This window comes from Paracoccus actinidiae, assembly GCF_030863885.1.
Lineage (GTDB): Bacteria > Pseudomonadota > Alphaproteobacteria > Rhodobacterales > Rhodobacteraceae > Paracoccus > Paracoccus everestensis.
Window position 1 is genome coordinate 303978 of sequence record NZ_CP132956.1, and the last position, 18560, is coordinate 322537.

15 protein-coding genes are annotated in these 18560 nt (G+C 65.5%); 8 read left to right on the forward strand and 7 right to left on the reverse strand.

The window, feature by feature from the left end; all coding sequences use genetic code 11:
- Positions 1-38 precede the first annotated feature (38 nt).
- From mutM to Q5701_RS01580, 8 genes are all read left to right on the forward strand, one after another.
- Positions 39-884 carry a bifunctional DNA-formamidopyrimidine glycosylase/DNA-(apurinic or apyrimidinic site) lyase gene (gene mutM, locus Q5701_RS01545; RefSeq protein ID WP_306753405.1) on the forward strand — a complete coding sequence of 282 codons (846 nt, stop codon included), beginning with the start codon at positions 39-41 and terminating at the stop codon, positions 882-884.
- Positions 885-952: 68 nt separating this feature from the next.
- Complete coding sequence (locus Q5701_RS01550) at positions 953-1729, forward strand: enoyl-CoA hydratase (RefSeq protein WP_306753406.1); 777 nt, start codon at positions 953-955, stop codon at positions 1727-1729.
- Positions 1730-1885: 156 nt separating this feature from the next.
- A complete protein-coding gene (rpsT, locus tag Q5701_RS01555; RefSeq protein WP_234854319.1) occupies positions 1886-2155 on the forward strand; it encodes a 30S ribosomal protein S20 in 270 nt (89 codons plus the stop codon).
- Between the two features lie 575 nt (positions 2156-2730).
- Positions 2731-4113 carry a chromosomal replication initiator protein DnaA gene (dnaA, locus tag Q5701_RS01560; protein WP_306753407.1) on the forward strand — a complete coding sequence of 461 codons (1383 nt, stop codon included), beginning with the start codon at positions 2731-2733 and terminating at the stop codon, positions 4111-4113.
- A gap of 99 nt (positions 4114-4212) precedes the next feature.
- Positions 4213-5331 carry a DNA polymerase III subunit beta gene (gene dnaN / locus Q5701_RS01565; RefSeq protein WP_306753408.1) on the forward strand — a complete coding sequence of 373 codons (1119 nt, stop codon included), beginning with the start codon at positions 4213-4215 and terminating at the stop codon, positions 5329-5331.
- Positions 5328-6404: a DNA replication/repair protein RecF gene (gene recF / locus Q5701_RS01570; protein ID WP_306753409.1), complete on the forward strand. Its 1077-nt coding sequence runs from the start codon at positions 5328-5330 to the stop codon at positions 6402-6404. Before dnaN ends, recF begins: the two co-directional genes overlap by 4 nt.
- A 94-nt stretch (positions 6405-6498) precedes the next feature.
- Positions 6499-8937, forward strand: coding sequence for a DNA topoisomerase (ATP-hydrolyzing) subunit B (gene gyrB / locus Q5701_RS01575; protein ID WP_306753410.1), 2439 nt, complete (start codon positions 6499-6501; stop codon positions 8935-8937).
- A 156-nt stretch (positions 8938-9093) separates the two neighbouring features.
- The gene (locus Q5701_RS01580; protein ID WP_306753411.1) at positions 9094-9834 is read left to right on the forward strand and encodes an outer membrane protein; all 741 of its coding nucleotides are present in this window, start codon (positions 9094-9096) and stop codon (positions 9832-9834) included.
- A 48-nt stretch (positions 9835-9882) separates the two neighbouring features.
- Here the strand turns inward: Q5701_RS01580 and pdeM are convergent, their stop codons facing one another.
- The 7 genes from pdeM to Q5701_RS01615 all read right to left on the reverse strand — a co-directional run bounded on the left by pdeM (position 9883) and on the right by Q5701_RS01615 (position 18473).
- Positions 9883-10548 (reverse strand): ligase-associated DNA damage response endonuclease PdeM, encoded by a 666-nt coding sequence (gene pdeM / locus Q5701_RS01585; RefSeq protein WP_306753412.1) that lies wholly within the window; start codon positions 10546-10548, stop codon positions 9883-9885.
- A complete protein-coding gene (locus Q5701_RS01590) occupies positions 10545-12917 on the reverse strand; it encodes a ligase-associated DNA damage response DEXH box helicase (RefSeq protein ID WP_306753413.1) in 2373 nt (790 codons plus the stop codon). Before Q5701_RS01590 ends, pdeM begins: the two co-directional genes overlap by 4 nt.
- Positions 12914-14464 carry a cisplatin damage response ATP-dependent DNA ligase gene (locus tag Q5701_RS01595; protein ID WP_306753414.1) on the reverse strand — a complete coding sequence of 517 codons (1551 nt, stop codon included), beginning with the start codon at positions 14462-14464 and terminating at the stop codon, positions 12914-12916. The genes Q5701_RS01590 and Q5701_RS01595 overlap by 4 nt, the downstream gene beginning before the upstream one ends.
- Positions 14461-15453, reverse strand: coding sequence for a ligase-associated DNA damage response exonuclease (locus Q5701_RS01600; protein ID WP_306753416.1), 993 nt, complete (start codon positions 15451-15453; stop codon positions 14461-14463). Before Q5701_RS01600 ends, Q5701_RS01595 begins: the two co-directional genes overlap by 4 nt.
- A 64-nt stretch (positions 15454-15517) precedes the next feature.
- A complete protein-coding gene (locus Q5701_RS01605; RefSeq protein ID WP_234854332.1) occupies positions 15518-16423 on the reverse strand; it encodes a DMT family transporter in 906 nt (301 codons plus the stop codon).
- 122 nt (positions 16424-16545) lie between these two features.
- Positions 16546-16845, reverse strand: coding sequence for an HU family DNA-binding protein (locus Q5701_RS01610; protein ID WP_089386943.1), 300 nt, complete (start codon positions 16843-16845; stop codon positions 16546-16548).
- Between the two features lie 149 nt (positions 16846-16994).
- A complete protein-coding gene (locus Q5701_RS01615) occupies positions 16995-18473 on the reverse strand; it encodes an AMP nucleosidase (protein ID WP_306753417.1) in 1479 nt (492 codons plus the stop codon).
- Positions 18474-18560 lie beyond the last annotated feature (87 nt).

Genomic DNA, 18560 nt, shown 5'->3' on the forward strand with positions numbered 1-18560 from the left:
GCTGTGTCGCACCATACAAAACCTCGAAAGGGACCGGATTGCCAGAACTGCCCGAAGTCGAAACCGTCCGCCGCGGCCTGTTGCCGCATCTGGAAGGCCAACGCATCGCGCGGGCCGAAGTTCGCCGCCCCGACCTGCGATGGCCCATGCCGGTCGATCTTGTGCAGGTGCTGACGGGGGCCAGGGTGACGGCGCTGCGGCGGCGGTCGAAATACCTGCTGGCGGATCTGGACCGGGGCGGCACGCTGCTGATGCACCTGGGCATGTCGGGACGGATGCTGGTCCAAGGCGGCAGTCTGGGGGATTTCAACCGCGATCCGGCGATCCTGCCGCGCCACGACCATGTGGTGCTGGTGATGGACGGGGGCACCACCGTCACCTTCAACGACGCACGCCGCTTTGGCATGGTCGATCTGATCCGCGAAGGGGTGTCCCATCCACTGCTGGATCATCTTGGCCCGGAACCCTTCGACGACGCCTTCACGCCTGCCTATCTGGCCACGGCCTTTGGGGGACGGCGCGTGCCGGTGAAACAGGCGCTGCTGGACCAGCGGATCGTCGCGGGCCTGGGCAACATCTATGTGTCCGAGGCGTTGCACCGCGCGGGCATCGATCCGCGGCGGGCGGCGGGGCGCATCGGGGCCGCGCGGATCGCCGCGCTTGTGGGCCATATCCGCGACGTGCTGACAGACGCCATTGCGGCAGGCGGGTCGTCTCTGCGCGACCATCGGCAGGCCAGCGGGGAACTAGGCTATTTCCAGCACAGCTTCCGCGTTTACGACCGCGAGGGCGCGCCCTGCCCCACCCACGGTTGCGCGGGCATCATCCGCCGGATCGTGCAGGGGGGGCGGTCCAGCTTTTACTGCCCCATGTGTCAGCGCTAGCCCGCTTGGCTTTCCGCCGCCGCTTTTGATAGGGTCCGGCGAAACGTTTTTGCAACGGGACGCCGCACATGGCCTATGACACCATCATCGTCGAGATCGAGGACAGCGTTGCCCTGATCCGCCTGAACCGCCCCGAGGCGCTGAACGCGCTGAACACCGTGCTAATCACGGAACTGGGCCAGGCCCTGGCCGAAGCTGATCGCAACGACAAGATCCGCTGCGTGGTGCTGACCGGCAGCGAAAAGGCCTTCGCCGCAGGGGCCGACATCAAGGAAATGTCCACCAAGACCTTTGTGGACGCCTATGACGAGGATCTGTTCGGCGCCAGGATCGACGCCATCACCCGCATCCGCAAGCCCATCATCGCCGCCGTCAGCGGCTATGCCCTGGGCGGGGGATGCGAACTGGCGATGATCTGCGATTTCATCATCGCCTCCGATACCGCCAAGTTCGGCCAGCCGGAAATCAACCTGGGCGTCATTGCGGGCATCGGCGGCACGCAGCGGCTCACGCGCTTCGTGGGCAAGTCCAAGGCCATGGACATGCACCTGACCGGGCGCTTCATGGACGCGGCCGAGGCCGAACGGTCGGGCCTTGTCAGCCGCGTGGTGCCCACAGCCAAGCTGATCCCCGAGGCCATGGCCGCCGCCCGCAAGATCGCGGAAAAGTCCCAGGTTTCCGTCAAGGCCGCGAAAGAGACCGTCAACCGCGCCTATGAGACGACCATGACCGAAGGCATCCTGTTCGAGCGGCGCAACTTCCAGGCGCTGTTTTCGACCGAGGACCAGAAGGAAGGCATGGCGGCCTTTCTGGAAAAGCGCGAACCGCAGTTCCGCGACCGCTGATTTCGGGCTTTCCTTTCGGGCCGGCTTGCCTTATATGCCCCGGCTTACATGCGCGTGGGCCCGCTTAGGCAAGAATCATGACCGCTTTCCCCGGGAAGCGGTGCTTTGGGTCTTTTGCGCACTTGAACCGCTGAAGACCTGAACAGGACAAGACCCATGGCCAATACGCCCCAATCCAAGAAACGCGCCCGCCAGATCGAGCGCCGCACCGATGTGAACAAGGCCCGCCGTTCGCGCATCCGTACCTTTATCCGCAAGGTCGAGGAAGCGATTGCCTCGGGCAATGCCGAGGCGGCAAAGGCAGCCCTCCAGGCGGCTCAGCCCGAACTGATGCGCGGCGTGACCAAGGGCGTGGTCCACAAGAATACTGCATCGCGGAAAATCTCGCGTCTGGCATCGCGCGTGAAGGCGCTTTCGGCAGTCTGATCCTGCCCTGATTTCCGCATCGGTTCCGGTGCGGATTTCCTTGAAATCACGGCCCCGAGGGGCCTGAAACCCCGGCCGGGCGCGGATGCAAATCCGTGCCCGATTTGCGTTTCTGCGCCTGCGAATGTTGCAAAAATGACTACATATCAAGGTGTTCAGGATTCTTTCCTTTCGAGTCAAGGGTCTCGCAGATTCGATTTGGCAAAGCCCCTGTCAAGCAGATAGTTCGGTTGCAGCATGGGGTGCGCCATTGCTAACCTCATGGGGCGATTCACGTCGCTGTGTTGGGGGACGGGCCGGGCCCTAGGCGAATCCGAAAGGGTCGCGGGCATCGGTCGGGCCAAAAGGCTTCAGGCGCCTTTGTCAGCCCTCGGGTTGTTCTTGCAGACGGCTGCCACCGGCTGCGCGAAACCCGTGTCTTGGATTGGGATTTCGGGCGAAAGCCCCGTCATGTGACCCGTCTTGGGCCGCAGGGTGGGGTATTGCCGCAGTTCCGCCTTCCCGATGCGCGTCGCGGATCCTGTTTCGCCGGAAGGTCCGGCGAAGGCTGGGGACAGGATAGATAGGGCAAGACCATGGACGAGATCTGGGGCCAGGCATGCGCCGCGCTTGAAACAAGCGTGGGACCGAACAATTTCAACCATTGGATCAAGCCCCTGCGCCTGACCGGCGTGGATGCGGGCATTGCCCATTTCGCCAGTCCGACCCGCTTCATCTCGGACTGGGTGAACCGCCACTTTGCCAAGGACATCCTGGGCGAGCTCAGCCGCCATGGCGCCCCCGTGGAACGCCTGCGCTTCGAGGTCGTGCCCCAGCAGGCCCCTGGCCGCGCCCGTCCTGCTGCTGCCGCCCCGGCCAAGCCAGCCCGCCCCGTCGCATCCGCCGCAGCCCCTGCATCCGTTCGCGTGGCGCGCGCCGATCTGGGCGCGCCGCTGGATCCGCGATACACATTCGGCAATTTCGTCGTCGGCAAACCCAACGAACTGGCCCATGCCGCCGCGCGCCGCGTGGCCGAGGGCGGGCCGGTGGGCTTCAACCCCCTGTTCCTGTATGGCGGCGTAGGCTTGGGCAAGACGCACCTGATGCACGCCATCGCCCATGACTATCAGGTCAATCATCCGGCCGCGCAGGTTCTGTATCTGTCGGCGGAACAGTTCATGTACCGCTTCGTGCAGGCCTTGCGCGAAAGTTCCATCATGGATTTCAAGAGCATGTTCCGCAACGTGAACATGCTGATGGTGGACGACGTGCAGTTCATCGCCGGCAAGGACAGCACCCAGGAAGAATTCTTCCACACCTTCAACGCCCTGGTCGACCAGGGCAAGCAGATCGTGATTTCCGCCGACCGCGCCCCGGCCGAGATCAAGGGCCTTGAGGAACGCATCAAGTCGCGCCTGTCCTGCGGGCTGATCGTGGACCTGCATCCCACGACCTATGAATTGCGCCTGGGCATCCTGCAATCCAAGACCGAGGGCTTCCGCGCCCAGCAGCCGGATCTGGAAATCGGCACCGGCGTTCTGGAATTCTTGGCGCATCGGATCACCACCAACGTCCGCGTGCTGGAAGGCGCGTTGCAGCGCCTGTTTGCCCATGCCAGTCTGCTGCGTCGCGAAATCACGCTGGAAGTGGCCCAGGAATGCCTGGCCGACATCTTGCGCACCAACGACCGCAAGATCTCGATCGACGACATCCAGCGCAAGGTGGCGGAACATTACAACATCCGCCTGGCCGACATGATCGGTCCGAAACGCGCCCGCAACGTCGCCCGTCCGCGCCAGATCGCCATGTATCTGTCCAAGCAGCTGACCAGCCGGTCACTGCCGGAAATCGGACGCCGCTTCGGCGGGCGCGACCACACCACGATCATGCACGGCATCCGCAAGGTCGAGGAACTGGCCGTCGAGGATCATGCCCTGGCCGAGGACGTGGCGCTGCTGAAACGCCTGCTGGAAGCCTGATCCCCAAAAGCCTCACGAAACCCTTGTGACCGCCCTCATGGCTGGTTACAAATCAGGTCCGCAGACGGGCCGGGTTGGCCATATTCACAGGGAAACGTGATGAAATTCTCGATCGAGCGCGCCGTTCTGGTCAAGGCCGTCTCTCAGGCCCAATCGGTTGTGGAACGTCGCAACACCATTCCGATTCTGGCCAACGTGCTGATCGAGGCCGCGCCCGAGGGCGTCAGTTTCCGCGCCACCGACCTGGATACCGAGGTCGTGGACCAGGCCCCGGCCCAGGTCGAACGCCCTGGCGCCACCACCGTCAGCGCAGTCATGCTGAACGAGATCGCGCGGAAACTGCCCGACGGCGCCTTGGTGCAGATCAGCAGCGACGATGCGACAGGGCGGCTGGCGGTTCAGGCGGGGCGATCCTCCTTCAGCCTGGCCACGCTGCCGCGCGAGGATTTCCCGGTCATGGCCTCGTCCGAATACAGCGCCAATTTCAAGGCCAAGGCCGACATGCTGCGACGCCTGTTCGACAAGGCGAAATTCGCCATCTCGACCGAGGAAACGCGTTACTATCTGAACGGCGTCTATATGCACGTGGCGCAGGTCGATGGTCAGCCGATGCTGCGCTGCGTGGCGACCGACGGACATCGGCTGGCGCGGATCGACGCGCCCCTGCCGGTTGGCGCGGACGAGATGCCGGGCGTGATCGTGCCGCGCAAGACGGTTGCCGAACTGCGCAAGCTGCTGGACGACGGCGACGTCGACATCGCGGTGTCTGTCAGCGAGACCAAGGTGCGGTTCGCCACGCCCACGCTGACGCTGACATCAAAGGTGATCGACGGGACGTTCCCGGATTACTCGCGCGTGATCCCCCAGAACAATGCCCGCAAGCTCGAGGTTGACGCCGCCGATTTCGCCCGTGCCGTGGACCGGGTCGCCACCGTCAGCAGCGAACGGTCCCGCGCGGTCAAGCTGGCCCTGGACCAGGACCGGCTGATCCTGTCGGTGAACGCCCCTGACGCGGGCGCGGCCGAGGAGGAGCTGATCGTCGCCTATGCCGACGAGCCGCTGGAAATCGGTTTCAACGCCAAGTATTTGCAGGAAATCGCATCCCAAGTGGATCGCGACAACGCGGTCTTCATGTTCAACGGTTCGGGCGACGCCGCATTAATCCGCGAAGGCGGCGACCAGAGCGCGGTTTATGTCGTCATGCCGATGCGGGTGTGACGCTAGGCCACATCTCGCTGGCGCAATTCCGGTCCTGGTCGCGGCTAGAGCTGGATCTGGACCAAAGACCCTTGGCGATCTTCGGTCCGAACGGGTCCGGCAAGACCAATATCCTGGAAGCGGTATCCATGCTGGCCCCGGGCCGTGGTTTGCGGTCCGCACCCGCGCCCGACCAGGCCCGCCAGGGCAAGGATGCGGGCTGGCGGATCACGGCAAGGATCGACGATCATCCGGTGGAAACCGTGGCCCCGCCGGGCCAGCCCCGCAGCGTCGCCATCGACGACAAGATCGTGGCCCAGACCGCGCTTGGGCGCCTGTTGCGGATCATCTGGCTGGTGCCTGCGATGGACCGCCTGTGGTCCGACCCGCCCGAGGCACGGCGGCGATTCCTAGACCGCGTGACCCTCAGCCTTTATCCCGATCATGCGGATCTGGCGCTGACCTATGACAAGGCGATGCGGGAACGCAACCGGCTGTTGAAGGACCAGATCAGCGACCCCGGCTGGTATCGCGCGCTAGAGGCGCAAATGGGGGATGCGGGCGGCGCGCTGACCCGCAACCGTCAGGCGGCGCTGTCGGCCATCAGCGCCGCGCAGGATGGTGGCGATTTCCCTGCAGCCACCCTGACCCTGCTGCCCGGAGAAGGAGTGGCGGACGATCCCGACCCGGACAGCATCGCCGCCCGCCTGGCCGCCATGCGTCCGCGCGATCTGGCGGCGGGGCGCACGCTGACCGGCCCGCACCGGGCCGATCTGGGGGCAACCTGGGGGCCGCAGGATATGCCTGCCGCCCTGTCCTCGACCGGAGAGCAGAAGGCCTTGCTGTTGTCGCTGATCCTGGCCAATGCCCGCGCCTTGCCGGACCAGCCGGTGGTCCTGCTGCTGGACGAAGTCGCGGCCCATCTGGACGCCGACCGCCGCGCGGCCCTGTATGACCGCATCTGCGGCCTGCCCGCGCAAAGCCTGCTGACCGGCACCGGAGCCGAGCTTTTCGACAGCCTTGCCGCCCGCGCCCGGCGCCTGTCTGTGGCGAAAACGGCCGGCCTGTCGCAAGCCAGCGAAACGACCGGCTGAACCCCGCCGGAAACACAGAAAAATCCCGTCTTTCCCGTGACTTTCACTGTCGGAACCCTTATATCGACAGCACAGGAACAGGACACCATCACCCATGACCGCACCCGCCGCGCAGACCGCCGAATACGGCGCTGATTCCATCAAGGTTCTCAAGGGCTTGGAAGCCGTGAGGAAGCGGCCCGGCATGTATATCGGCGATACCGACGACGGGTCCGGCCTTCATCACATGGTCTACGAGGTCGTGGACAACGGCATTGACGAGGCTTTGGCCGGTCACGCCGACTATGTGAAGGTGAAAATCCACGCCGACAGCAGCGTCAGCGTCCGCGACAACGGCCGGGGCATTCCCACCGACATCCACGCGGGCGAAGGCGTCAGCGCGGCCGAGGTCATCATGACCCAGCTTCATGCGGGCGGAAAGTTCGACCAGAACAGCTACAAGGTTTCGGGCGGCCTGCACGGCGTCGGCGTGTCGGTCGTGAACGCCCTGTCGGACTGGCTGGAACTGCGGGTCTGGCGCAACGGCCGCGAACATTACGCCCGTTTCGAACGCGGGGACACCGTGGAACACCTGCGCGTCGTGGGCGATGCGGAGCCCGGGGAAAAGGGAACCGAGGTGCGCTTTCTCGCCTCGGTCAAGTCCGATGGTTCCGAGGGCACGTTCAGCAATCTCGATTACGTCTACAAGACGCTGGAAAACCGGTTGCGGGAACTGGCCTTCCTGAACAGCGGCGTCCGCATCATCCTGGAAGACGAACGTCATGCCGAGGTGCAGCGGACTGAGCTGTTCTATGAAGGCGGCGTGCGGGAGTTCGTGAAATACCTGGACCGCTCCAAGGCCGCCGTCATGCCGGAACCGATCTTCATGACTGGCGAACGGAACGGCATCGGGGTCGAGGTCGCGATGTGGTGGAACGACAGCTATCACGAAACGGTGCTGCCCTTTACCAACAACATCCCGCAACGCGACGGCGGCACGCATCTGGCGGGCTTTCGCGGCGCGCTGACCCGCATGATCACGAAATATGCCCAGGACAGCGGCATCGCCAAGCGTGAAAAGGTCGATTTCACGGGCGATGACGCGCGCGAGGGGCTGACCTGCGTGCTGTCGGTCAAGGTGCCCGATCCCAAATTCTCCAGCCAGACCAAGGACAAGCTGGTCAGCAGCGAAGTTCGTCCGGCAGTGGAAAACCTGGTCGGCGAAAAGCTGGCCGAATGGTTCGAGGAAAACCCCTCCGAGGCCAAGGCCATCACCGGCAAGATCGTCGAGGCAGCCCTTGCCCGCGAAGCCGCGCGCAAGGCCCGCGAACTGACGCGCCGCAAGACGGCGATGGACGTGGCCTCGCTGCCCGGCAAGCTGGCCGACTGCCAGGAAAAGGATCCCGCGCTGTCGGAACTGTTCATCGTCGAGGGGGATTCCGCGGGCGGGTCCGCAAAACAGGGCCGGTCGCGCCAGAACCAGGCGGTGCTGCCGCTACGCGGCAAGATCCTGAACGTGGAACGGGCGCGCTTTGACCGGATGCTGTCGTCGGAAATGATCGGCACGCTGATTACCGCGCTTGGCACCGGCATCGGGCGCGACGAATTCAACCTGAACAAGCTGCGCTACCACAAGATCGTCATCATGACCGACGCCGACGTGGACGGCGCGCATATCCGCACGCTGCTGCTGACCTTCTTCTTCCGCCAGATGCCCGACCTGATCGACGCGGGCCACCTGTATATCGCGCAGCCGCCGCTTTATAAGGTGTCGCGCGGCCGGTCCGAGGTTTACCTGAAGGACGAAGCCGCCCTGGAAGACTACCTGATCCAGCAAGGGGTCGAGGGCGCGGCGCTGCGCCTCGGCTCGGGCGAGGAAATCGTGGGCGCGGATCTGGCGCGTGTCGTGGACGAGGCGCGGACCGCGCGGCGCGTGCTGCGTGCCTATCCCACCCATTACCCGCCTCATGTCACCGAACAGGCAGCCATTGCCGGGGCGCTGATGGCGGGCCGGATCGACGGGGATGCCCAGGGCGTGGCAGATGCCATTGCCGCGCGCCTCGACATGATCGCAGAGGAATATGAACGCGGCTGGACCGGTCGCCCGACCCAGGACGCAGGCATCCGCCTGACCCGCACCCTGCGCGGGGTCGAGGAAAACCGGACCCTGGACGGGCAGATGCTGCGCAGCGCCGAAAGCCGCCGTTTGGGCGAGATGACGCAAGCCTTGCAGGATGTCTATGCCCGGCCCGCGCGGCTGGTGCGAAAGGACCGCGACCAGCCGATCTTCGGGCCGCTGGGGCTGTTGCAGGCGATCTTCCTGGAAGGCGAAAAGGGCCTGTCGCTGCAACGCTACAAGGGTCTGGGCGAGATGAACCCGGAACAGTTGTGGGAAACCACGCTGGACCCCGTTGCGCGCACCATGTTGCAGGTGCGCGTCGAGGACGTGGCCGAGGCCGAGGATCTGTTCACCAAGCTGATGGGCGACGTGGTGGAACCCCGCCGCGAATTCATCCAGCAGAACGCGCTGAACGTCGAGAACCTGGATACCTGATGCTGTGGCGGAAATGCCGCGCCCAAGTGTCAGGCGCGGGGTTTCCGTTTACACGCACAGGATGTATCATCGGTGCGCAGACAAATGGCGCTTATCTCCAATGCGAACAGGAAGATCCGCGCTTCGGTTGAATTATCCTATGTAAAGGAGCTCTAGATGCGTTATTCCTCGTTTCTGGCGATATGCGCCTTTGGCCTTGTCCCCAGTGCATCCGGCGCCCTTGCAGGGGGATATGTCGCCCCGGTCGCCGACCCTGTGGTAGTCACGCCGGTGATCGAAGCCGCCCCTGCCGGCACCTGGTCCGGCGGATATGCGGGTGGCTCGATCGGCTATGCCTTTGGCGGGGACGACGAGATCGGGCTGGACCTGATCGAAGGGGGAACCCTTGTGGAGCGGGCGAATGACCTGGGCAGCGTCGATCTTAAAGGCCTGAACGCAGGGCTTCACGCAGGCTATCGCTGGCAGCGCGGGAACTGGGTCTTTGGCCCCGAGCTGTGGATCGAGGGCGGCAGCATCGACGCCACGGACCGGATCAGCGTGGCGGGTGCCACGGACGTCGAGGTTGAATCATCGGTCAATTACATCGCCGGTCTGCAATTCAAGACGGGCTATACGGTCGATCCGCAGACCCTGGTCTATGGCACCGCCGGCGTCACCCATGGCGATTTCGACTATAAGCTGGCGGACATGACCGAAAGCTATTCCGATACCGGCTATTCGCTGGGCCTTGGCGTTGAACGGAAGATGCGCGACAACCTTTCGGTCTTTGCGGAATGGCAGTACCGCAATTTCGGCAAGTCCGAAGTGACCTATGACCTGGGCGATGGCGATGCAGTCCTGACCCGTTCCACGCCCGAACATCACAACATCAAGGTCGGCGTGAACTTCAGCTTCTAAGCCGATCCAGCCGTACCGGGGCCGGGCCGCTTGCGGGCCCGGCCTTTTTCATGCCCGCCGCCCGGGCCGCCGGGAAGCGCCCACCGGCAGGGGCAGGGCGCGCGCGCCGCACGCAATGGCAAGGCCCTGCGGGACAAGCGCCGCCAGCACCGGGCTGTCGATGGCAAGCCCGCCGGTATAGGCGCCGAAGGCGGGCAGGATCAGGTGATCGCGCCCGACCAGGAAACAGCGCCGACGATCCCCCGCCAGCCTGACGCAGGGATGGAAATGACCCGACACATCCGGTCCCTGCCCCGCCTGGTGGCGCAAGACCAGCCCCTCGGTCAGCGCGTCCACCGTCTTGCCGGGGAGGCGCGGGCAAACCGGGGAAGGATCGTGGTTGCCGCTGACCCAGATCCACTGCCGTCCCCAGGCCATGTCGCGCAGCCGGTCGCACAGCATATCGGGCAGGGCCAAGGCCGCCGCATCGTCGTCGAAGCCGTCGCCCAGGCTGATGACGGCAGCGGGATCGGTGGCGGTGATCTCGGCTTCCAGCCGATCCAGCGTCGCCAGAACCTCGTAAGGCGGCAACAGCGATCCGCCGCGCCGGGCCATGCGTTCGGACTTGCCCAAATGCAGGTCGGCCACGATCAGCCAGCGGCGTTCCGGCCAGAACAGCGCGCCCGACGGCCGCGCCTCAAGCGCGTAGCCCGCAAAGTCGAAGGCATAGGTCATGCCAGGCCTGCTTCGGCCATCAGGGCGGCAGCCTCGGCTTCGGCCAGGCGTTCGCGGGCCTGGCCGGTGATGGGCACCCGGCCGTATTCCAGCAGCAAGGGCGCGGACAGGGGGGTCACGCGGCCTGTCATGCGGTGGTCGCTTTGGGGTGAATGGTTCAGCATATCCTCGATCCGGTCGAAATCGACAAGGCCCCGCCGCGCCTCGTCCGCGGTGATCCGCAACAGCAGATGGTCGGGGTCGTAACGGCGCAAGGTATCGTAAAGGATATCGCTGGAAAAGGTCGCCTGCTTGCCGGTCTTGCGCGCGCCCGGCATATTCCGCTGGATCAGGCCGGAAATGACCGCGACATTCTTGAACGTCCGCTTCATCACCGCATTGCCCGCCAACCAGTCGCCCAGGCCCGCGCGCAAGCCTTCGCGGTCCAGCAGCGGCGCGGGATCGGTGACGGGATCCAGCGACCAGATCAGCAGCGCATAGTCCGTTGCGATAAAGCCCAAGGGTCCAAGTCCCGCTTCCTCCATCATGCGGGTCATCAACAGGCCCAGGGTTTGCAGCGCATTGCGCCCCGCGAACCCATAGAGCGCGAAATGCCATTTGCCCTGAAAGGGGAAACTCTCGCTCAGCAGCACGCCGGGCTGCGGCAGGGTGCTGATCCGGGCCTGCATGGCCAGCCAGTCGGCGGTGTCCGGGGGCAGCACCCAGTGGCGCGTGGAATCCCCGATCAGCGCCTGCACCCGGTGCGACAGTTGCGTCGATGTCGCAAGCTTCATCCCGGAGTAAAGCGCGATCCGCGGCTGCTTGGTGGGCTGCTTCGTCACCTCGACCACCATCTCGCGCAGGGCGTCGTAACGGACGGTCTGCCCGCCGATCAGGAAGGTGTCGCCGGGCACCAGGGTCGCGGCAAAGCCTTCCTCGACCTCTCCCAGCAGGCCGCCGCCCCGGCGAAAGCGGACCTTCAGCATCTCGGCCTCGACGATGGTGCCCACGTTCATGCGCAGATCGCGGGCGGCCCGAGGGTCGCGCAGGCGCCACAACCCGTCGCGCAGCATCAGCCGCTGCCAGCGGTCATAAGCGCGCAGGGCGTATCCGCCGGTCGCGGCGAAATCCAGGCAATCGTCGAACTGCGCGCGGCTCAGCCCGCGATAGGGTCCGGCGGTCCGCGCCTCGCGGAACAGGGCGTCGGCATCGAAGGGGCCGGCGCAGGCTGTCAACAGGATATGCTGGCACAGCACGTCCAGCGGGCCGGGGCCGCGCGGGTCGCCGTCCAGGTCATGTTCATGCACGGCTTCCAGGGCGGCGATGCATTCGACCACCTCAAAGCGGTTGGCGGGCACGATCCGGGCACGGCTTGGCGCCTTATAGCGGTGGTTGGCCCGACCGATCCGCTGGACCAGCCGCTTGACGTTCTTGGGCGCGCCGACCTGGATCACCAGATCGACCGCGCCCCAGTCGATGCCCAGATCCAGGCTGCCCGTCGCCACCACGGCGCGCAACTCGCCCGCCGCCATCGCGGCCTCGACCCGCTGGCGGGCTTCGCGCGACAGGCTGCCGTGATGCAACCCGATGGGCAGGTTGTCGTCGTTGGCGGCCCAGATGGCCTGGAAGAACAGCTCGGCCTGGGCGCGGGTGTTGATGAAGATGATGGTGGTACGCGCCTGCCGGATCTCGGCCAGAACCTCGGGCACGGCGTAGTGGCCGCCGCCGCCCGACCAAGGCGCAGGACGGGCGGTGGCCAGCATGGCGATGTCGGGTTCCGGGCCGGGATCGGCATTGATGACCGTGGCGCCGCCCATGAAGCGGGCCAATGCCTGCGGATCCTCGACCGTGGCGGACAGGCCGGTTGCGACCAGGCCGGGGGAAAGCGTGCGCAGCCGCGCAACGCACAGCATCAACTGGTCGCCGCGCTTGTTTTCCGCCAACGCGTGCAGTTCGTCCAACACCACGCGCCGCAGGTTGCCAAAGATCTGCGGCGCCTGTTCATAGGACAGCATCAAGGCCAGCGATTCCGGCGTGGTCAGCAGGATCTGCGGCGGATCGACCCGCTGGCGCGCACGCTGCGAGGACCGCGTGTCCCCCGTCCGGTCCTCGACCCGGATGGGCAGGTTCAGGTCCGCCACGGGGCGGGCCAGGTTTCGGGCGATATCCGCCGTCAGCGCCTTGAGCGGAGAGACATAAAGGGTATGCAGCCCCTTGTGCCCGTCCTTCAGATCGACCAGCGACGGCAAGAAGCCCGCCAGCGTCTTGCCGCCCCCCGTGGGCGCGATCAGCAGCGTGTCGCCCTTTGCTGCCAGCAGGTCCAACTGGTGGGGATGGGGCTGCCAGCCCTGCCGGGCGAACCAGTCCTTGAACGCGGGCGGCAGGGTCACGGGATCATGGCCTTCAGCGTGGACAGGCGGTCAGCCTCGGCCACGGGCTTGTCCCAGCGGATGCGGCTGATGCGGGGAAAGCGCATGGCGACGCCGGCCTTGTGGCGCCCCGAGGCGTTCAGGCCTTCGAACGCGACCTCCAATACCAGTTTCGGCGCGACCGACCGGACCGGGCCAAAGCGTTCGATGGTGTTGTTGCGGACAAAGCGGTCCAGTTCGCGCAGCTCCTCGTCCGTGAAGCCGAAATAGGCCTTGCCGACCGGGACAAGCTGATCCGCGTCCCACAGGCCAAAGGTAAAGTCGCTGTAAAACCCCGACCGCTTGCCATGCCCGCGTTGCGCATAAAGCAGAACGGCATCTACCACATGGGGATCGCGCTTCCACTTGAACCACGGCCCGCGCGGGCGCCCGCCGACGTAAGGACTGTTGCGGCGCTTGATCATCACGCCCTCGATCACCTGGGCCGGGGGATCGGCGCGCAGGGCGGCCAAGTCGTCCCAGGTGGCAAAATCCAGCAAGGGCGAGACATCGATTCGATCGCTGCCGAAATCCGCGCCCTCCAGCACGGCGCGACGATCCATCAGCGGCAATTCCCGCAGGTCGCGGCCCTGCCAGATCATCAGGTCATAGACGCGCAGGCCGGCCGGATGGCTGTCCAGCATCCCCCGCCCCACCTGCTTGCGGCCAAGGCGTTTCTGCAGGTCGCCAAAAACCGCCACGTCATCGCCCCGCCGCACCAGCAGTTCGCCATCCACCGCGCCGTCGAAATTCAGAGCCTCGATCAGGTCGGGAAAGCTGTTGCTGATATCCTCGCCCGTGCGGCTGTAAAGCCTGCGCACGCCGCCGTCGTTGATCGCCTGCACACGGATGCCGTCCCATTTCCATTCCGCGATGTAGTCGGCGGGGGGAAAGGCGGCCAACTGGTCCAGATCGACGGGCGTGGACAGCATCACCGGGCGGAACGGGGCGCGGGCGGCATTTTCAGGCCGCAGGCCACCCGCGATCCAGTCGAACAAGGGTTGATAGGGGGGCTTCAGCCCGTGCCAGATCTCCTCGATCTGGGCCACATCCGGCTCTCCCATGTCGGCCAGTGCCATGCGGGCCATGCGGGCGGACAGGCCGATGCGCATATTGCCCGTGGCAAGCTTCAGAAAGGCCAGCCGCTGCGACGGGCCCAGCCGGTCCAGCATCCCGGCGATGGCCGTGGGCAGGGCCGCCTTACCCGTTTCAGATAACAAGGCCACGGCCTGATGGAGGGGCACATCCTCGTCCCGGTCGGTTTCCCACAACAGCGCAATGGTCTCGGCCAGATCACCCACGAAATCATAGGACAGCGCGAACAACTGTTCGTCCACCCGTTCCACCATCAGCCCGCGCAAAAGGCCCGGCGTCACGGTGCGCAGCTTCAGGTCGCCCGTCAGCGCGGCCAGGGCAAAGCCGCGATCCGGGTCGGGCGTGGCCTCCAGGTAATGGCGCAGGATCCGCAGCTTGGCATTGCGCGCGGGCGTAAAGGCCAGGCGTTCCAGAAGGGTCGCGAAGGCCTTCATTCCGGCTCGTCCTCGTATCCGACCAGCCGCAACGGACGGGCGGGGATGCCCTGGAGTTCGCACCACCGCATCAGCCCGTCCTCGGTTCCGTGGGTGATCCAGACTTCCTGGGGACCAAGTTCCGCGATGGTCTGCGTGACCTGCGGCCAGTCCACATGGTCGCTGATGACCAGAGGCAGTTCCACCCCGCGCTGCCGCGCCCGTGCCCGCACTGCCATCCAGCCGGATGCAAAGCCGATCACGGGATCGCGGAACCGCTGCACCCAGGCGGATGCAAAGGCAGAGGGCGGCGCGATCACCAGTTGCGCATCGACCTGTTTCGCGGTCGCGGGCACCAGCGGGCCAAGGTCGATCCCCTGTTCCACATGGTAATCGCACAACCGTTGCAGCGCGCCATGGATGGCGATGGGGCCGTCGATGCCTGCGGCGCGGGCCAGCATGATCAGCCGCTGCGCCTTGCCCAAGGCATAGGCGCCGATCAGGTGATGGCGTTCGGGAAATTCGGCCATGCTGGCGGTCAGGCGGGTCATTTCGCCCGCCGGGTCCGGGTGCTTGAAGACCGGCAGGCCAAAGGTCGCCTCGGTCACGAAGATATCGCAGGGGACGGGTTCATACGCCGCGCTGACCGGGTTCGGATGGCGGCAGTAATCGCCCGACACCACGATCTTCGGACCCCGGTCGGGTTGCACGGCGATCTGTGCCGAGCCCAGGATATGGCCCGCCGGATGAAAGCTGACGGTGGTATCGCCGACGCGGATCGGACCATCCGCCGCCTGACGCTGGCCCGCGAAATCGGTCCCATAGCGGATTGCCATGATCTCCAGCGTCTGGCGCGTGGCCATGACCGCGCCGTGGCCGGACCGGGCGTGATCGCCATGGCCATGGGTGATCAGCGCGCGGGGCACCGGGCGGATCGGGTCGATGAAGAAATCGCCGGGGGGACAGTAAAGCCCGGCCGGCGTGGGATGCAGGATCTGATCGGCGCGCATGGGATCCAAGATGGCAAGGATTTCATGGATTTCAACGCCGCCCCGATGTCCCCCGTTCCCGCCGTCAGGCCGGGGGCGGGCGGCGGGCCGGCACCGCGGCCGCCGGCGCCTTGGACAGTTGCACGGCCAGGATGCCTGCCATGATCACCCCCACGCCGATCACATCGCCTGCGGCAAGCTGTTCGCCCAGCAAAAGCGCCCCGGTGGCGACCCCGAAAAAGGGCGTCAGGAAATGAAACGTCGCGGCCCGCACCGCCCCGATCCGGCCCACCAGCTTGAACCAGACCCAGGTCGCCACCAGCCCCGGCACGATCACGGTGTAAAGAAAGGCCCAGACCAGCCGGGGATTGGGATCGACCTGCCAATCCTCCAGCAGGGGGGCAAGGATCCACAGGGTCGCCGATCCGACCAGCATTTGCAGGCTGACGATCATCATCACATTGCCGCCCGAGCTTGCCCCGCGCACTGTCAGCGTGGCAACCGCCAAGGCCAGGGCCGCGGCAAAGCACATCGCGATACCCAGCGGATCGCTGCCCCCGCCTTGCAGCCGCGCGCCCATGATGATCGCCACCCCGATCAAGCCCAGGGCCAGCCCGGCGATCCCCAAGGGGCGCAACCTTTCCCCCATCAGCATCCAGCCCAGCAGCGCCACGATCAGCGGCATGGTGGCCGCGATGATCGAAGCCAGCCCCGCCTCGATCCACTGCATGGCTGTCCAGTTCAGGCCCAGGTACAGCGCGTTCTGGCACAGGCCCAGGATCACCACCGCCCGCCATTGCACCCGCGTCAGCGCCCGCCAGGTTTCTCCCATCATCAGGGCGATGACGAACGCCGCCGCCCCCGACAGGGCAAAGCGCAGGGCCAGGGCGAACAAGGGCGGCACCTCGGTCACGATCATCCGGGTCGAGGTGAAGGCCGAGGCCCACATCACCGCAAAGAACACCCCCATCCCGATCGCGCGAATGTCCATGCGGAAAGCCCCGTTTGCAGATGATGCAGGAACGGCTAGCAGCAAGGCCGGGCAGCGGGAAGGCCAAAATGGAAAAGGCCGCGCCCATCGGCACGGCCCCGTCATCCGGCAAAGCGGAAGGATCAGCTGTTGACGCTGTCCTTCAGGGACTTGGCGACCGTCACCTTGACCTGCTTGTCGGCGGGCTTGGTCATCATTTCCTGGGTCTGCGGGTTGCGGACCTGGCGTTCCGGGCGGGCGCGGCAGGCGATCTTGCCGATGCCGGGGATCGTGACCGAACCGCCTGCGGCGACTTCACGCGACACAACGGCGGCGATCGCGTCCAGGGCGGCCGTGGCCGATTTCTTGTCCGAACCCATTTCCTCGGCCAGGGTGGCGACGAGTTGGGTCTTCGTCATCGGTTTCGCGGATGGCGTTGCCATGGATCTGTCTCCTCTTGCCCTGTTCTGCGGGGCCTGCGAATAGCGCCGTTTGCGGCATATCGCCTGCTACACACGGTTTTGCCCAACAGATCAAGCGTTTTTCGCCACTTCTTGCAAAAGCGGGCACCGTCCGGCCTGTTGACGCAGGGTCAAAGGAACGCCGTTTCGTTGAAGGACCGCAATTTGCGCGAATGGATCCGCTCGAGCGGCATCTCTCGCAGCTTTTCCATGGCCCGGATGCCGATCAGCAGGTGATTGGCGACCTGGGTCCGATAGAAATCGGTGGCCATCCCCGGCAGCTTCAATTCGCCATGCAGCGGCTTGTCGCTGACGCAGAGCAGCGTGCCATAGGGCACCCGGAACCGGAAGCCGTTCGCGGCGATCGTGGCGCTTTCCATGTCAAGCGCCACCGCCCGTGCCAGCGACAGCCGGTGGATCGGCGTATCGCGCAGTTCCCAGTTGCGGTTGTCGATGGTGGCGACCGTGCCGGTGCGCATGATGCGCTTCAGCTCGTATCCTTCCAGTTGCGTGACCTCGGCCACGGCTTCCTGCAAGGCCACCTGCACCTCGGACAGGGTCGGCAGCGGGATCCAGACAGGCAGGTCGGCATCCAGGACGTGGTCTTCACGCAGATAGGCATGGGCCAGGACGAAATCGCCCAGCCGCTGGCTGTTGCGCAGGCCCGCGCAATGGCCGACCATCAGCCAGGAATGGGGACGCAGGACCGCGATATGGTCGGTCGCGGTCTTGGCGTTCGACGGGCCGACGCCGATATTGACCAGCGTGATTCCCTGCCCGTTTGGGCGCTTGAGATGATAGGCGGGCATCTGCGGCATCTTTGTCAGCACCGCCAGGGGCGCGCCGGCGTCGTCGATCACCTGGTTTCCCGGCGCGACAAAGCTGTCATAGCCAAGCGATGCGTCGCCCAGGACGCAGCGGGCATAGGCCTCGAATTCGTCAACATAGAACTGATAGTTGGTGAACAGGATGAAGTTCTGGAAATGTTCCGCCGCCGTTGCGGTGTAATGCTGCAGCCGCGCTAGGGAATAATCGATGCGCTGCGCCGTGAAGGCCGCCAGATGCAGCGACCCGTCCGGCATCGGCCCTGCCACGCCGTTCACGATGTCGTCGTTCATGGTGTTCAGGTCCGGCACGTCGAAAATGTCGCGCAAGCTGAAATCCAGCACCCCTTCCTGCGGCACCGCCAGGTCGCTTTGGGCGGCGACGGCGAAATGGACCGGCATAGGCGTGTCGCTGACGCCCACCGTGACCGGCACGCCGTGGTTGCGGATCAGCAGGCCTATCTGTTCGCGCAGGTAATTGCCGAACAGGTCGGGCCGGGTGACTGTCGCGGAATAGCTGCCGGGGGCGACCACATGGCCAAAGGACAGGCGCGAATCGACCGAAGGATGGGTCGGCACGGTCAGGCGCAATTCGGGATAATAGGCGCGATACCGGGCGGCAGGCTTGTCGCCCTCCAATGCCTTGGTGAAACGGTCCAGCAGAAAGCCCGTCGATTGCGCATAAAGATCCTGCAATTGCGCGACGGCGGCACCGGCATCGGTGAATTGCCGGCGGCCCGGCGCCTCGGGGCTTTCGACCGGCAGGTAACGGGAATCCGTGTCCATTCTTGTTATCCTTCTTTCCCCTGACCCTGCCAGCGGGACCGGGCGCAGGCAAGCGTCTGGCGCCGGGGAACGCGTGCCGTTACGGTG

Excerpts from the sequence above, each read along its gene's own strand:
- Q5701_RS01550 (WP_306753406.1), top strand. The coding sequence starts at position 953 with ATGGCCTATGACACCATCATCGTCGAGATCGAGGACAGCGTTGCCCTG.
- rpsT (WP_234854319.1), top strand. The coding sequence starts at position 1,886 with ATGGCCAATACGCCCCAATCCAAGAAACGCGCCCGCCAGATCGAGCGC.
- dnaA (WP_306753407.1), top strand. The coding sequence starts at position 2,731 with ATGGACGAGATCTGGGGCCAGGCATGCGCCGCGCTTGAAACAAGCGTG.
- dnaN (WP_306753408.1), top strand. The coding sequence starts at position 4,213 with ATGAAATTCTCGATCGAGCGCGCCGTTCTGGTCAAGGCCGTCTCTCAG.
- gyrB (WP_306753410.1), top strand. The coding sequence starts at position 6,499 with ATGACCGCACCCGCCGCGCAGACCGCCGAATACGGCGCTGATTCCATC.
- Q5701_RS01580 (WP_306753411.1), top strand. The coding sequence starts at position 9,094 with ATGCGTTATTCCTCGTTTCTGGCGATATGCGCCTTTGGCCTTGTCCCC.
- pdeM (WP_306753412.1), bottom strand. The coding sequence starts at position 10,548 with ATGACCTATGCCTTCGACTTTGCGGGCTACGCGCTTGAGGCGCGGCCG.
- Q5701_RS01595 (WP_306753414.1), bottom strand. The coding sequence starts at position 14,464 with ATGAAGGCCTTCGCGACCCTTCTGGAACGCCTGGCCTTTACGCCCGCG.
- Q5701_RS01600 (WP_306753416.1), bottom strand. The coding sequence starts at position 15,453 with ATGCGCGCCGATCAGATCCTGCATCCCACGCCGGCCGGGCTTTACTGT.
- Q5701_RS01605 (WP_234854332.1), bottom strand. The coding sequence starts at position 16,423 with ATGGACATTCGCGCGATCGGGATGGGGGTGTTCTTTGCGGTGATGTGG.
- Q5701_RS01610 (WP_089386943.1), bottom strand. The coding sequence starts at position 16,845 with ATGGCAACGCCATCCGCGAAACCGATGACGAAGACCCAACTCGTCGCC.
- Q5701_RS01615 (WP_306753417.1), bottom strand. The coding sequence starts at position 18,473 with ATGGACACGGATTCCCGTTACCTGCCGGTCGAAAGCCCCGAGGCGCCG.